Source organism: Streptomyces sp. SudanB182_2057 (assembly GCF_964272715.1).
In the GTDB taxonomy this organism is placed as follows: domain Bacteria; phylum Actinomycetota; class Actinomycetes; order Streptomycetales; family Streptomycetaceae; genus Streptomyces; species Streptomyces rubradiris.
The window spans coordinates 8,360,290-8,375,956 of the sequence record NZ_OZ186798.1 but is presented as its reverse complement, the minus strand read 5'-3'; the positions used below and the strand labels follow the sequence as shown (position 1 = coordinate 8,375,956).

Here is a 15,667-nt window from a genome sequence, read left to right as displayed (position 1 = left end):
TGGGCCGGCGCGGTGCGCTACGCCCCGCCCGGCCTCGGCCCCCGGTCGCCGCGCACCGGACGATCCGGTCGCCGCCCGGCCACCGGGGCCGCCGTGACCTCCCCCGGTGTCCGCGCCCGGACGGATCGCGGACACGCCCCCCGGGAAGCGCCACTTCCACCGGGCACCGCCGGGCGCACCGGCGGCCCTCGCAGCACGCGCCCCGCCCAGGCGTCCCGTCGCGGACCCGCTCCCGCGCACCCCGCGGGCGACCGGGCACCACGCACCGCGCGCCACCCCGGCGGACCGCCCTGCCGCGCACGCCCGCACAGCCCACCGATCGTCTTCAAGGAGACAGCCATGCCCCTTCCCTCCCCTGCCCGTCCCGATCCCGGGCCGCCGACACCCCTGGACGTCGCGGTCGTCGGCATCGGCGCGCTGCTTCCCGGCTCGCACACCGTGGACGAGTTCTGGCGGAACGTGCTCAGCGGCCGCGACCTCATGCGCGACGTACCGCCGACCCACTGGCTGATCGACGACTACTACGACCCCGACCCCAGCACCCCCGATCACACCTACGCCCGGCGGGGCGCCTTCCTGGACCCGGTCGACTTCGACCCGCTCGCCTACGGCATCCCTCCGAACACGCTGTCCGCGACCGACACCACCCAGTTGCTCTCCCTGGTCGCCGCCGAGCAGGCACTGCTCGACGCCACCGGCGGCGACCTGGCCCGCATGAACCGCGAGAGGACCGGCGTCATCATCGGCACCTCCGCACTGGAGCTGCTGTTCGAGATGGCCTGCCGGCTCCAGCGGCCGATGTGGCTCAAGGCCCTGCGCGAGGGCGGGATCGACCAGGCGCGGGCGGAGGAGCTGTGCGAACGGATCGCCGCACAGTACGTCCCCTGGCAGGAGGCCACGTTCCCGGGACTGCTGAGCAACGTGGTGGCCGGGCGCATCGCCAACCGGTTCGACCTCAACGGCCCCAACTGCACCGTGGACGCCGCCTGTGCCGGTTCCCTGGCCGCGCTGTCGATGGCCGTGTCGGAGCTCCAGCTCGGCCGCTGCGACACCGTGCTGACCGGCGGCGCCGACACGTTCAACGGCATTCCGATGTACATGTGCTTCAGCAAGACCCCGGCGCTCTCCCCGTCCGGGGACTGCCGGCCCTTCTCCGACAGCGCCGACGGGACCATGCTCGGCGAGGGCATCGTCATGTTCGCGCTGCGCCGCCTCGCCGACGCCGAGCGCGACGGCAATCCCGTGTACGCCGTCCTCAAAGGTCTGGGTTCCTCCTCCGACGGCGGCGGGGGCGCCATCTACGCACCCGTCGCCGGCGGACAGGAGCTCGCGCTCCGCCGTGCCTACCAGCAGGCCGGGTACGGGCCGTCCACCGTCGAACTCGTCGAGGGCCACGGCACCGGGACCAAGGCCGGGGACACCGCCGAGACGACCGCCCTGCACAACGTCTTCGACGCCGACCGCCACGCCCGGCACGACGGGCACGACGACGGCGGTCCGTGGTGCGCGATCGGCTCGGTCAAGTCACAGATCGGGCACACCAAATCGACGGCCGGTGCGGCCGGACTGCTGAAGGCCGTCCTCGCCCTCCACCACCGCGTGCTGCCGCCGACCATCAAGGTCTCCCGTCCCCTCTCCACCCTGTCGGCTTCCGGCAGCCCGCTGTACGTCAACACCCAGCCGCGCCCCTGGGTGCGCGCCGAGGGGCACCCCAGGCGGGCGTCCGTCTCCAGCTTCGGCTTCGGGGGCAGCAACTTCCACCTCACGGCCGAGGAGTACCGGCCGGCGCCGGGCCGCGCCCGTCCCCGCCGCGTCCGTGACGCCGAACGCGAACTCGTCCTGCTCGCCGCCGGGACACCGGACGAGCTGGCCACCGCCGCCCTGCGGCTCGCCGAGTCGCGGCAGGCGCCGGCCGACCTCGCGCGGCACACCCAGCGGAACTTCGACGCCAGCCTGCCCTACCGCCTGGCGGTGCTGGCGGGCACCCCGCTCCAGGCGGCCGAGCGACTGCGCCAGGCCGCGGCGCGCGTCACCGCCGAGCCACAGCGCACCGTGGCCCTCCCCGGGATGATCCGCTACAGCGGCCCCGAGCCGGTCCGGGGACGGCTCGCCTTCGTCTTCTCCGGACAGGGCAGCCAGTACGTGGGCATGGGGGCCGGGCTCGCCCGGCGCCATCCGCCCGCGCTCGACGTCTGGGACCGGGCCGCCGGCTGGGGGGCGGAACTCGGGCTGGCCGTGCACCGGCTGGTCTTCCCGCCGCCGGCCTTCGACGAGGCCGGCCGAAAGCGGCGGGCGGCCTCCCTCGCGGCGACGGAGATCGCCCAGCCGGCACTCGCCGTACAGAGCCTCGCCCAGCTGGCGGCACTGGACCGGGTGGGGGTGGTCGCCGACTGCACCGCGGGGCACAGCTTCGGCGAACTGGTCGCCCTGCACGCCGCGGGCGCGTACGACGCCCGTTCGCTCTTCAGGCTGGCGGCCCGGCGCGGGGAGCTCATGGCCAAGGCGGCGGCCGGGGACCCGGGCGGGATGCTGGCCGTGACCTGCCCCGAGGACCGGATCGCCGGCATCATCGCCACCACCCCGCCGGACGGTCTGTGGCTCGCCGCGCACAACGCGCCCGACCAGGTGGTGCTCGCGGGCGGCACGGAGGCGCTGCGGCGCGCCGAACTCGAGTGTGCCGCCCGGGGCATGGCCGCCACGCGCCTACGGACGTCCGCGGCCTTCCACACCCCGGCCGTGGCCGCCGCCGCCGAGCCCTTCGACGCCTTCCTCGACCTGATCGACGTACGGCCCCCGGGGCGTGATGTGTGGTCCAACGTCACGGCCGGCCGTTACCCCCGGGATCCCGCGGCGGTCCGCGAGCTGCTCGGCGCCCAGATGTGCTCACCCGTGCGGTTCGCCGCGCAGGTCGAGGCCATGTACGCCGACGGGGTGCGCGTCTTCGTCGAGCTGGGTGCCGGCAACGCGCTGAGCGGCCTGGTCTCGCGGGTGCTCGGCGACCGGCCCCATCTGCCGGTGTGCGTCGACCGCCGGGGCACCGACGCCTTCACCGGCCTGTACGACGCGCTCGCGGCGCTGGCCGTGCACAGCGCCCGTCCCATCGACTTCGCGGCGTTGTGGAGCGACCACGCACCCGCCGTCCGCGACGAACGGAGGAAACCGAGGATGCGCCTGCCCATCGGGGGCAACAACGTCGGCCGCAGCTATCCCCCGCCGCCGCCACGGGAACCGGCCCCGCGCGCCGACGCCCTGCCGGCGGCTTCCGCCGCAAGCACCAGCCACCAGGAAGGAAACCGCTCATGACACTCCATCCGCCGGTGACCGGCACACCCGGACAACCCGACGCGGACCTGCCCGCGAACAACGTGCCGGCACCGGACCCGGCCATCGGCCCCAAAACGGCGGAGGAGGCACGGCGACTGCTGGAGCGCACCGAGCAGCAGATCACCGACCTGCACGCCGAGCACCAGCAGGTCATGGCCCAGATCCACCGCACCTACCTCGAAGCGGCCCAGGGACTGCTCAGCGAGCTGTCCCGCTTCATCACCCACACCCTCGCCGCGCCGCCCCACCAGGCTCCGCCCGCCGCGCACGGCCGGGAGCCGCTCGAGTACGACGCGCCGCGCGCCGTTCGCCCGGACCAGCCGTCGGCGCACCGGTCACCGGACCCGGCCGGCGCTCCGTCGCCGGCGGCGGATCACCCGGTGACCCGCGCGACGGCACCCGACGGCGAGCCGGTCGCGGTGCCCTTCCCCGAAGCCCCGGGTGCCACGGCGTCACCCGCTGCCGAGGCGGCCGGGCCGGCGGACGGCGGCACGCCGTCCACCGAGCGGCTCTCCCGCATCCTGCGGGGCGTCGTCGCCGACCTGACCGGTTACCCGGACGACATCCTCACCGACGACATGGCGCTGGAGACCGACCTCGGCATCGACTCCATCAAACGCGTGCAGATCCTGGCCGCCCTGCGCCAGGAGGTACCCGAGCTCGCGCAGGTGGAAGTCTCCGACATGGCCGCGCTGCGCACCATGGGGGACATCCTGGAGCGGCTGGCCCAGGCACACGGCGAGATCGGGCGGGAGATCTCCTTACAGGACCAGGCCGGCGGGCCCGCCCCTCCCCGGCTGACCCGCCTGGTCCCCGGCCTCCGGCGACAGCGCCCGCCCGGACTGGCACTGCCCGGGCTCGACGCCGGTGTCCTGATCACCGACGACGGGCGGGGCATCGCCCGAGCCCTCGCGGCGGAACTCACCGCCCACGGCGTAGCGGCCCGGGTCGTTCCAGGCCCGCCGACCGGTGGGCCGGACACCGCCGACGCGGGATGCGTGGTGCTCCTGGACGCGCTGCGCGCGCCCGCCACCCCCGCGGACGCCTCGGCCGCTCTCCATCGCGATCTGCTGGGCTCGCTGCGCGCGTTGGCGCCCGCGCCGGCCGCCCGGCCGACCGGCCGTGAAGTGAGCGTCGTGCTCGTGCAGGACGGCGGCGGCGACTTCGGGCTGAGCGGCCGGCAGGGCGAGGGCGCCTGGCTCGGCGGTGCCACCGCCCTGGCCAGGACCGCGGCGCGGGAATGGCCTTACGCGGTGGTCAAGGCCATCGACTGCCAGAACACCGGCCGCACGCCCGCGGACACCGGCCGGGCCCTCGCCCGGGAGCTGCTGAACGGCGGCGACGACCCGGAGGTGGCTCTCGCCGCGGACGGCGCACGCCGCGTCCCGGTCCACACGGACGCGGCACCGCTGCCGGCCGGCGGGACGGGGCGTGTCGGCTCCGGCTCCTTCCTCGTGGTCACCGGAGGCGGTCGGGGCATCACCGCGCACTGCCTGGCGGAACTGGCGGCACGGGCCTCCGGCATCCGGCTGCTGCTGCTGGGACGGACCCCGCTCACCGATCCCGCCGACGAGGAGCCGGCGGAGGCCGCAGCGGCCGACCTTCCCTCCCTGACCCGGCTGCTGCTGGAGCGGGACAGGGCGGCCGGTACGGGGCGCACCCCGGCCGAGGTCACAGCCGACGCCCGGCGCCGGCTCGCGGCCCGCGAGGTCCACGCCACCGTGCGCCGCCTGACGGAAGCCGGTGCCGCCGTCCGCTACGCGGCGGTGGACGTGCGGGACCCGGGCGCCCTGCGGGAGTGTCTGAGAGACGCCCGCGAGCATTGGGGGCCGGTCACCGGCCTGGTGCACGCGGCGGGCGTCATCGCCGACAAACCGCTGGCCGACAAGACGGACGAGCAGTTCGACGCCGTCTTCTCCACCAAGGTGGACAGCCTGCGCCACCTGCTGGCGGCGACCGCCGGCGACCCGCTCGACACCATCTGCCTGTTCTCCTCCATCAGCGCCGCCGTCGGCAACCCCGGGCAGGCCGACTACGCCGCGGCCAACGCCGTGCTGGACCATCTGGCCGCCTCCCTGGCGCACCGGCGTCCGGACACGCGGGTGGTGTCGATGGCGTGGGGTCCGTGGCGCGGCGGCATGGTGACGCCGGGGCTCCAGGAACACTTCGCCCGCGAGGGTGCCGCACTCATCGCGCCGGAGGACGGTGCGGCTGCCTTCGCCGACGAGATCACGGCGGCACACGGCCCCGCACACGTGCTGCTCGTAGCGGACGCGTCCCAGCTCACCCGGTGGGGTACGGCCGCATCCGGTGCCCCGGCGGCGCTGGTGCCCCGGGGCGCGGTGCGGGTCTGCGGTGAGGCACAGCCCGAGCTGGCCGACCACGCCATCGCCGGGCGGGTGGTGCTGCCGGTGGCCAGTGCCGTCGAGTGGCTGGCACGGGCGGTGCCCGGTGAACGGGCCGAGGACGAACCGTTCGCCCTGCACGACGTGCGGGTGCGGAGCACGGTGACCCTGAAGCGCTACCCCCAGGCGCAGTGGCTGAGCCTGCACACCACCCGGACCCCCACGGCGGACGGCTGGCCGCTGGAGCTGCGCGCGGGCGGCCGGTGTCCCCGCTTCACTGCCGTGGCACCGCTCGTCCCGCCCGGTACGCCGGACACTGCCGCCAGGCCACCGCACCCGCCGCCCGCACCGTGCGCACCGCTGGGCTACGGAAGCAAGGCCCATTTCCACGGTCCGCTCTTCCGGGTCGTACGGAAGATCGAGGGACGCGACGAGCACGGTGCCCTCGGGACGCTGCACGGGCGCACCGCCATGGGGTGGCCCGAGGACCCGCACGCCCGCACCGATGCCGCGCTCACGGACGGGGCCATGCAGCTGGCGGTCCTGTGGGCCGAGGGCGTCCTCGGCCGGCCCAGCCTCCCGATGGCCGTGTCCCAGTGCCTGGTGCACCGCCCGGGACCGGCCCGGAGCGGGCCCGTCACGTGCCGCGTCACCGCTCGGTCCGCGAACGATCTCGAGGCGGTGTGCGACGCGTTCCTCACCGACGAGGACGGATCCCCCCGCGCCACGTTCCTCGGTATCCGCCTGTTCGTCCGTCCCGACTGACCGGCGCCCGGGCCGCCTCCCCGCAGTCCCGGGCGCCCCGTTCCGGGGACCCGCCCGCCGCACCTGGCAGGTCCCCGGCCGGCGCCCGCCGTCCGCACTCCCCCTCTTCGACCAGGACTTCTCATGCGCTTTCCACCGATCGCCGTGGTCGGACACGGCTGTGTCCTTCCCGGTGCCTTGACCCCCAGCGCGCTGTGGGACACCGTCGTCACCGCCCGCACCGCCCTGTCGGCAGTGCCGGAGGGCCGCTGGGGCGTCGATCCCGGGACCCTGCGCTCCACCCGGCAACCGGACCCCGACCGGATCCGCACCGACGTCGGCGGCTTCGTACGGGACTTCGACTCCGTCTTCCGCCCCCGCGCGCTCGGCTGGGACGCCTGGAGCGCGGCGCGTCTCGCACCGCTGTTCCGCTGGACCGTCCACGCCGTGGCCGATGCACTCGCCCCCGTGCCCGGCGCCCGCCACAGCACCCGCACCGGGCTGGTGATGGGCAACCTGACCTATCCCACCGCCTCGCTCGCCACCATCGCGCTGCGCCAGTGGCAGACCGGCAACGCCTTTCCGACCGGGCGCGACAGGACGGGGACGCCCGATCCGCTCAACCGGTTCTGCTTCGGTCAGCCGGCGGTGGTCGCCGGCCGGCTGCTGGGGCTCGGCGCCGGCACCCTGACTCTCGACGCGGCCTGTGCGTCCTCCCTGTACGCCGTCAAGCTCGCCTGTGACCGCCTGCACGACGGCCGGGCCGACGTGATGGTGGCGGGCGGAGCCAGTGGCGCGGACAGTCTCTTCATCCACATGGGGTTCACGGCCCTCGGCGCGCTGAGCGGCCGAGGGCGCAGCCTGCCCCTGGACCGTCGGGCGGACGGGCTGGTACCGGCCGAGGGAGCGGCCTTCGTGACGTTGATGCGGCTGCCCGACGCGCTCGCCAGGGACATCCCGGTGCTCGCCGTCATCCGGGGGGTCGGCTGCACCGCCAACGGGCGGCGCGGCAGCATCCTCGCCCCCGACCAGGACGCCCAGGAGCGGGCGATGCACCAGGCGTACCGGCAGGCCGGGCTGGCCCCGGAGCGGGTCGGTCTGCTGGAGTGCCACGCGACCGGGACACCGCTGGGCGACGCCGTCGAGATCCGTTCCAGCAACCGGGTGTTCGCCGCCGCGCGCCACCTGGCCGCCGGTTCGTCGAAGGCCAACTTCGGCCATGCTCTGCCGGCGGCCGGCGCGGTGGGCCTGCTCAAGGTCGTGGAGGCGTTGCGCACCGGCGTGATCCCGCCCGTCACCGGGGTGGAGGAGCCGTCTCCGGAGCTCTCCGGCGGACCGCTGCGGCTGCCGGCGCAGCCCGAGGACTGGACGGGTCCGAGGGTGGCGGCCCTGAGCGCGTTCGGGTTCGGGGGCAGCAACGCGCACGTGGTGCTGGAGGGCTGGCCGCCCCCCGTCTCCGGCGCCGCACCCCCGCCGGCCCCCGGTCCCGGGGCCGTCCCGGACGTCTCCGTCTCCGACGCCTCCGTCCCGGACGCCTCCGACGCGGCGGACGGCACGCCGGCGGAGCACGCGGCCGGCCCGGCGGGCGGCGACGCGGAGCGTTCCGCGGATACGTCCCCGGACGGCACCGGCGCCGAAGACGTGGTCGTGGTGGGCCTCGGGGTGCGGCTGGGCGGCGGCGCCGATGTCACCGACTTCGCACGCGACCTGGCCGCGGGCCGGGCCGGCTCGGCCCGCGCCGGCCGCGTCCACCTGGCTCTGGACAAACTGCCCTTCCCGCCGACCGACTTCATCGACGCCCACCCCGAGCAGGGAATGCTGCTGTCCGCCTGCCAGGAGGCGGTCGCCGGACTGCGGCTGCCCGGCGACCGCACCCTCGTCATGGTCGGCGCCGAAGCCACCCCCGACACCGCGCGGTACCGGAGCCGCTGGCAGCGCACGAGCGCACCGGCCGAACGCGGCAAAGGCAGCGAACTCCCTCCGCTGTGCGAGCCGTTGACCGCCAACTCCGTGATGCGGCACATGGGGGCCATTCTCGCGAGCCAGATCAACTTCGCCCTGGACCTGACCGCTCCCGGCTTCGCGCTGTCCGCCCGGGAGTCCTCCGGGCTCGAGGCACTGCGGCTGGCCGTGCGCGCCATCCGGGCCGGCGAGAGTGACGCGGCCGTCGTCGGAGCCGTCGCCATGCCCGACGAGGACGTGCACCGGTCGGTCCTGTCGGCACTCGACCAGCCGCACACTCCCGTGAACGCGGCCGTGGTCATCGTCGTCAAGTCCGCCCGGGCGGCGCGCCGGGACGGTGACCGCGTCCTCGCCGTCATCCCGCCGCCGGGCTCCGCCGCCGTCGGCGGCCCGGCCAGGCTGACGGTCGGCGACGTACCGGCCGCGTCGGGAGGACGAGGCGTCTCGGTGGACACCGCGGAGCTGTTCGGGCACGCGGACTGCGCCCATGGCATGGTGTCGGTGGCCATCGCGGTCGTCGCGCTCAGCAGGGCGCTGCTGCCCCGTCGCGGGGAGCCGGCCGTTCCGTGGCTCGGCGAGCGGTCCGCGGACGTTGTCGTCCAGCCCGCGCAGAGCGTGGACACCGACCGTCTGCGCCTGCAGGCCGCCCCGGACGTGCCGCGTGCGCAGCTGACGGAACCGGCGCCGCGCCTGCACGTGTACTCCGGCACCGGCACGGAGGCCGTGCTGGAGAACGCGCGTGCCTACCGCGAGGACGACCGGGGCCCGGCCCGGCTGGTCGTCCAGGCCTGCGGCGAGGCGCAGTTGCGCGATCGTGTCGAAGCCGCCGTCCGCTGGCTGCGCGGCGTCGGCCGCCGCCCCGACGGTGTGCACTACCGGTCCCGGCCGGTCGGCGGAGAGGTGGCGTTCGTGTACACGGGTGGCGCGGCCACGTACCACGGCATGGGCCGCGCGCTGCTGACGGCCTGTCCCGACGTGGCGCACGCCCTCGCCGAACGGTGCGGTCCGCTGGACCGGCTCGTGCAGTGGCTGTACGAGCCGTCGGCCGGGACGCAGCCCACGGCGATGCAGTTGATCTGGGCGGCCACCCTGATGAGCCGGCTGCACACGGCGATCAGCCAGGACACCCTGGGGCTGCGCCCGCACAGCGTGCTGGGTTACTCCTCGGGCGCGGCGAGCGCCCTGATCTCGCTGGGGCACTGGCGGCAGCTGCGGCCACTGGTCGCGGACGCCATGCGCAACCCTCTCTTCAACGGCCTGCTGACCGGCCCCTGTGAGGCGGTCAGGGCCGTCTGGCGCAGGTCGGGCATCCAGGGCACCCGCTGGGCCACCCACCTCCTGGGCGCGGCACCGGACCGGGTACGGGCGGCGCTGCGCGGCGAACCCGCCGTACACCTGACCGCGGTCAACAGCCCCACCTGCTGCACCATCGGTGGTGAGTCCGAGGCGTGCCAACGGGTCCTGGACAAGCTCGACGCCGCGTACGCGTTCGAGCTGGCGTACGACGTCGTGGCACACGCCCCCGAGGTCGGCGAGGTCGCCGAGCGCTGGCGGGCGTTCCACCACCGGGCGACGGAACCACAGCCCCGCGTCCGGTTCCACGACTGCGCGACCGGCCGGTGGCGGTACCCCACGGCCGAGGGCATCGCGGAAGCGCTGACCGTGCAGGCGACCCGCACGGTGGACTTCGCGGCCACCGTGGAGCAGGCCTGGGCCGACGGCGTACGGGTCTTCATCGAGCACGGCCCCAAACAGCTGTGCACCGGCTGGACCTCGGAGATTCTGCGGGGACGCGATCACCTCGCGGTGGCGCTCGACGGTGCTTCCGACCACCCGGTGCGTCACCTGTTCGACGTGACCGGCCGCCTGCTGGCCGCAGGGGTGCCCGTGCGGCACGAGGCACTGACCCGCCGCTTCACCCCGCCGCCCTCCCACCTCGCCCGTGCGGCCCGGACCATCACGGTGGCCGCCCAACTGCCCGCCGTCACCGCGCCCGTGGCCGGGGGCACGGCGGCACCCGCGGTCGCGGCGCCCGCCACCGCCGGTACCGCGACCGCCGCCGGCCAGACGCGCGGAGCCGACGACGGCACGCCCGTCCACGCCCGGAAGGACGACGGGACCACGGCGGCGGCCACCGCCCCCGCGCCCGCCGCCACACGGGCAGGCGCAGAAGTCACCGGTGTCCTCCAAGCCGCCCGTGCCACGCCACGGGGAGCGGCGCACACCGGCCGCGGACCGCACACGTCCTCGGTGTCGCGGCAGGCCTCCGGCCGACCGGCTCTCCCGGCCCCGCCACCCCTTCCCCTCTCCGACCCGTCCCACCCGCCGGCTCCGCGGCCCCGCGCCTCGACCGCCGGCGCCGTGACCGTGCAGGCACCCGCCGCCGGACCGGCGGACCGGGCCCCCGCCGCGGCCCTCGCGGCCGATGGTGTCCGCGCGGACCAGGCACCCGCCGGGGCCCCCGGCCCCGAACCCGCGGCAGACCGGCCACCGGCCCGGACCGGTGGCGCGGTAGCGGTACGGCGGCCCGCCCCAGTCGCCGCCCTCTCCCCCGTGCCCCCGGCCGGCGCCGCCCCCGGGACGGCCGCGTCGCGGTCCCTGCCGTCGGCCGTCCACCGCCACCGCGCCGTCGAGTACGGACGGCCCGCCCGCGCACTAGGCCTCCCGGCCCCGCCGCCCCTCACCGGACTGCCCGGTCCCCGCTTCGACCGGGCACAACTCGAACGGCTCGCCCACGGACCGGTGTCGGAGGTCCTCGGCCCGCTCTTCCGCCCCCAGGACGGCCGCCGGCGCCAGACCAGGCTGCCCCGGCCGCCCATGCTGCTCGTGGACCGGGTGACCGGGATCGACGCCGAGCCGGGCTCCCTCGGTACCGGCGTCATCTGGACCGAGACCGACATCCGGCCGGACGCCTGGTACCTGGACCCGGCCGGGCGGATGGCCCCCGCGATGACGGTCGAGGCGGGCCAGGCGGACCTGCTGCTCATCAGCTGGCTGGGCATCGACCTGCGCCAGACGGAGGACCGGGTGTACCGGCTGCTCGGCTGTGACCTGACCTTCCACGGGCCGCTGCCGGTGCCCGGCGACACCCTCCGCTACCGCATCGAGATCACCGGCCACGCCCGGCACACCGGTGTCCATCTCTTCTTCTTCCAGTACGACTGCTGGGTCGGCGACGAACCCCGGATCAGCGTCCGCAACGGACAGGCCGGCTTCTTCACCGACCACGAACTGCGGACATCGGCCGGTGTCCTGTGGACCCCGGACGCCCTGGCACCGGAAGGCGCCCTGCCCCAGGCCGTCCCCGAGGGCGCGGGCGCCGGCCGTGACCCGAACACCGGGCGGACGCCTGCCTTCGGTCCCGAACGGGTAACCGCCTTCGCACAGGGCCGGCCCGTCGACTGCTTCGGCCCCGGCTGGGAACCCACCCGCAGCCATCTGCGCACCCCCCGCATCGCCGACGACCGGCACCAGCTCATCCGGCGGGTCACCCACTTCGACCCGGCGGGCGGACCGGCCGGCGCGGGGTACCTGCGCGCCGAACTCCCCCTGACCGGCGGCGAATGGTTCTTCGACGGCCACTTCCACAACGACCCGTGCATGCCGGGCACGCTGATGCTGGAGGGGGGTTACCAGGCAATGGCGTTCCACCTGGCCGCGCTCGGTCTGACCACCGGGCGCGACGGCTGGCGCTTCGAACCCGTCCCACACGAGAGCGTGCGGATGCGCTGCCGCGGCCAGGCCGTGCCCGGCAACGAGCTGCTCGTCTACGAACTGTTCGTCCGCGCCGTCGAGAAGGGTCCCGAACCGGTCATCCGCGCCGACCTGCTGTGCACCGTGGACGGCAGGAAGTCCTTCCACGCGGAGGGGCTCGCCCTGTCACTGGTGCCCGACACGCCCTGGGACCAGTGGCGCACCCTCGTCCGCACCGGCGCTGCCTACGATCCGTCCACGCTGCCGGTCCCCGCCGCCGAACTGCGCGCCAGGCCACCGGCCAGGACCGCCGTCACCGTGGACGGCACGCTGCTGGACCGGGACAGCATGCTCGCCTGCGCGTGGGGGAGCCCGAGGGAGGCCATGGGACCGTCGTTCGCGTCCCTGGGCGGCAGGAGCCGTTTCCCCCGGCTCCCGGGTCCGCCCTATCTGTGCGTGGACAGGGTCACCGCGCTGCGCGCACAGGCCGGCCGGCCGGCACCGGGCAGTGCGGTGGAAACGGAGTTCGAGCTGGCCGAGGACGCCTGGTTCTGGCAGGACAGCGGCGGAACACTGCCCATGGCGATCCTCATGGAGGCCGCGCTGCAACCCTGCGGCTGGCTCGCCCAGTACACCGGCTGCGCCCCGGACCAGGGGAAGGACCTCTTCTTCCGCAATCTGGACGGCACCGCGTCCGTGCTGCGGCCCGTGCCCGTCGGCACCCGGGTCCTTCGTACCCGCGCCACCCTGCGCGAGGTCACCACCGGCGGCTCGATGGTGCTGGTCTTCTTCGACGTCACCTGCACCGCCGACGGGGCACCCGCGCTCACCTGCACCACCAGCTTCGGGTACTTCCCCGCCGGGGCGTTCGACACCCGGACGGGGCTGGACGACGGACCGGCCGAGGACCCCTCCGGCCCGGCGGACCGGGACGCGGGGGACATGCCGGACACCGACCTCACCGTGCGGCCCGAGAAGTACTGCACCGGACCCCTGCGCATCGGCCACCCGAGGCTCGTCACGCCGGACCGGGTCACCCGGTGCCGCCCGGCCGGTGGCACCGCGGGCCTCGGCAGCGTACGCGGCGAGCAGGACGTCCGCGGTGACAGCTGGTACTTCCGCGCGCACTTCTACCAGGACCCGGTCCAGCCCGGATCGCTGGGCGTGGAGGCGATGTACCAGCTGCTGCGGGTGCTGCTCATCGAGAAGGACTTCGCCGCCGGCATGCGCGCCCCGGCCTTCGAGCCGCTGGCCGACGACCCACCCCTCACGTGGAAGTACCGCGGACAGGTGACCCCCGCGTCGCGGCGGGTGGTCATCGACCTGGAGATCACCGAGACGGGAGAGACCCTGGAGGGCAGGTACGCCGTGGCCCAGGCCTGGCTCACCGTGGACGGCCTGCGGATCTACCACGTACGCAACATCGGGCTGCGTGTCACCGACACCGGAGCGCCGCCCCTGCCGGACCACTTCGCGGCGCGCGTCCTCGACTCCGCCGCCGAGCCCTGGCTGGCCGATCACCGGCCCACGCACACGGCGCCCGCCCTGCCGATGACCTGCGTGGCCGATGTGCTCGCGGAAGCCGCGCAGCGTCACACCGGGCGTGCCGTACGGGCGGTGGAGCAACTGGCGCTGGAGCGCTGGATCGTCGTCGGCTCCCCGCGCAGGCTGCTGACGGAGGTACGGGCCGTTCGCGACCGGACCGAGGTACGGCTGTTGCTGTGGCGGCAGGCGGCCACACCGGCGCTGTCGCGATACGAGCGGGTCGCCACCGCCGTCGTCCGGCACGAAGCCGGCCCGCCGCCCGAACTTCCCCCGCCGCTGTCCGACTCCCACCCCGCGCTGTGCCTGCCGTACGAGGACGGCGGACTCTTCCACGGACCGGCCTTCCGCTCGCTGGCCGGCCTGCGCCGGGGCCGGGGCGGCAGCACGGGAGTCGTCCGGCCGGCGAGGTGCCGGGTACCCTACGGCGTCGTCGCGCCCGGACTGCTCGACGCGGCGCTGCACGTCGTCCCGCACCAGGCTTTCGAAGAGTGGGACGCCCGAGTGGCGCCGGGCAGGGCGGGCTTCCCGCGCCGGCTGATCCATCTGCGGCTGTACGAGCCGCTGCCGACGACGGGAGCGTTCCGGGTCGACGCCCGTTTCGCCGGATGCGCCGACGACGATCCGGACCGCCCGCTGATCGACCTGTTCCTGCACCGGTCGGGACGCGTCCTGGCGACCATGCGGGTGGAGGAGCACCTGCTCCCCCTCGGCTTCCTGGGCCGCTACGACCCCGCTCTGCGCCAAGCGTTCCTGCGCGACCGGGTCCCCCTGCCGGGACCCGGCATCGGCCGCGGCGACCGCACCAGCACGACCGTCACCGCTCACGACGTCTCCGAGGTCGACTGGTTCCCCGGCACGGTCAGGGCCGTCTTCGGCGTGCCGGACGGGACACCCGCCGGTGACACGGTGGCGGAGGTGGCCGCCCGTGAGCACGTCGCCCGCCTGTCCGATGTCCACCCCTGCCTGATCAGCACGAGCGCCGGGCGGCTGAGCGCCCGGTCCCGTACCCGGCCGCTGACCCGGCACCACCTGTCCCTGGGGCGCGCGGGCATCGGGGTGACGGTCCGGGAAGCGGCGGCGCCCTCGCTCGACATCGGCCCCGTCACCGACTGGTGGCGGGCCCGCAACGGTGACGACTGGGGCGGCCTGGTCCTGTTGGCCGCGCTGACCCGCGGGTTCCTCACCGAGCTGGAACTCGGCGCTCCCGTGGCCTGCGAGCCTCGTCGGGACACCGGCCGGCTGTATGTGAGCGGCCCCGACGTCGATCCCGCCGCCCTGGTCTTCGCGGCCGTCAACTCCGCCCTGCGGAACGTCCCGACACTGCTGTTGGGCGGGGGCGCGTGGACCCGGCGACTCCTCGGGCTGGTGTTCGGCAGCCCGGGTAGTGGCCTCGACCCACGTACCTGCCCGTGCGCGGAGCCCGCCGCGCCGGCCGCCGAACGGGCCGCGGCGCATCTCGCCCACGGCGGTGACGTGCTGTGGCCGGCGAGCGCGGGCGTGGGGGCCGGTACGGAGCAGGCCGGGGACGAGGTGCTGCGCGGGGCGCTGCGGGCGGGCGCACCCGTGCACCCCGTCAGCTACCGTCCGGTGGCCCCGGCGCACGGCCCCGGCGCAGCGCGCCACCGCGGCCCGCACCCCGTACGGCTCCGCTGCCACCACCTGCTCGCCGGGGCGCTGCCGCCCGCCGCGCTCGCCCGCGAGCCCGCACAGGCCGTCCGCGCGGCGCTGCGCACACTGGACGAGGTGCCGGTACGGTCCCTCGTCGGCGCGGCGCCGCCGTGGAGGGCGGAGCCGGATCCCACACACCTCCGTACGGCCGACGCCGCCACCGACGACGCGCTGTTGTCCGCCCTGGTGCGGAACCTGCCCCGGGTCCCCGGAGGTCTCACCGGGCCGCTCGCCGGCCGGCCCGGCACCGGGGAGGCCGGCGCCCGGGCCGGGGAACCGCCGTGCCGCCCGGCACCGCCCGCCGCGGGCGGGGGCCGTCCGGGGCATCCTCTCGCGCGTGTTCCCGCCTGAAGACCCTGCGGGCGGCTCGCTCCGCCGCCCGGCAC

Annotated in this window: 3 protein-coding genes; all 3 read left to right on the top strand. The window is 75.6% G+C overall.

Annotation, left to right across the window (positions count from 1 at the left end; all coding sequences use genetic code 11):
* The first annotated feature begins 339 nt into the window (after positions 1-339).
* The 3 genes from ACSURM_RS37060 (at position 340) to ACSURM_RS37050 (ending at position 15,632) form a co-directional block, all read left to right on the top strand.
* A complete protein-coding gene (locus ACSURM_RS37060; RefSeq protein WP_436960523.1) occupies positions 340-3,303 on the top strand; it encodes a type I polyketide synthase in 2,964 nt (987 codons plus the stop codon).
* On the top strand, positions 3,300-6,434 hold the full coding sequence (locus ACSURM_RS37055) for an SDR family NAD(P)-dependent oxidoreductase (protein ID WP_436960521.1): 3,135 nt from the start codon (positions 3,300-3,302) through the stop codon (positions 6,432-6,434). The genes ACSURM_RS37060 and ACSURM_RS37055 overlap by 4 nt, the downstream gene beginning before the upstream one ends.
* Positions 6,435-6,557: 123 nt before the next feature.
* Positions 6,558-15,632, top strand: a complete 9,075-nt coding sequence (locus ACSURM_RS37050; RefSeq protein WP_436960519.1) for a beta-ketoacyl synthase N-terminal-like domain-containing protein — start codon at positions 6,558-6,560, stop codon at positions 15,630-15,632.
* Positions 15,633-15,667: the final 35 nt, after the last annotated feature.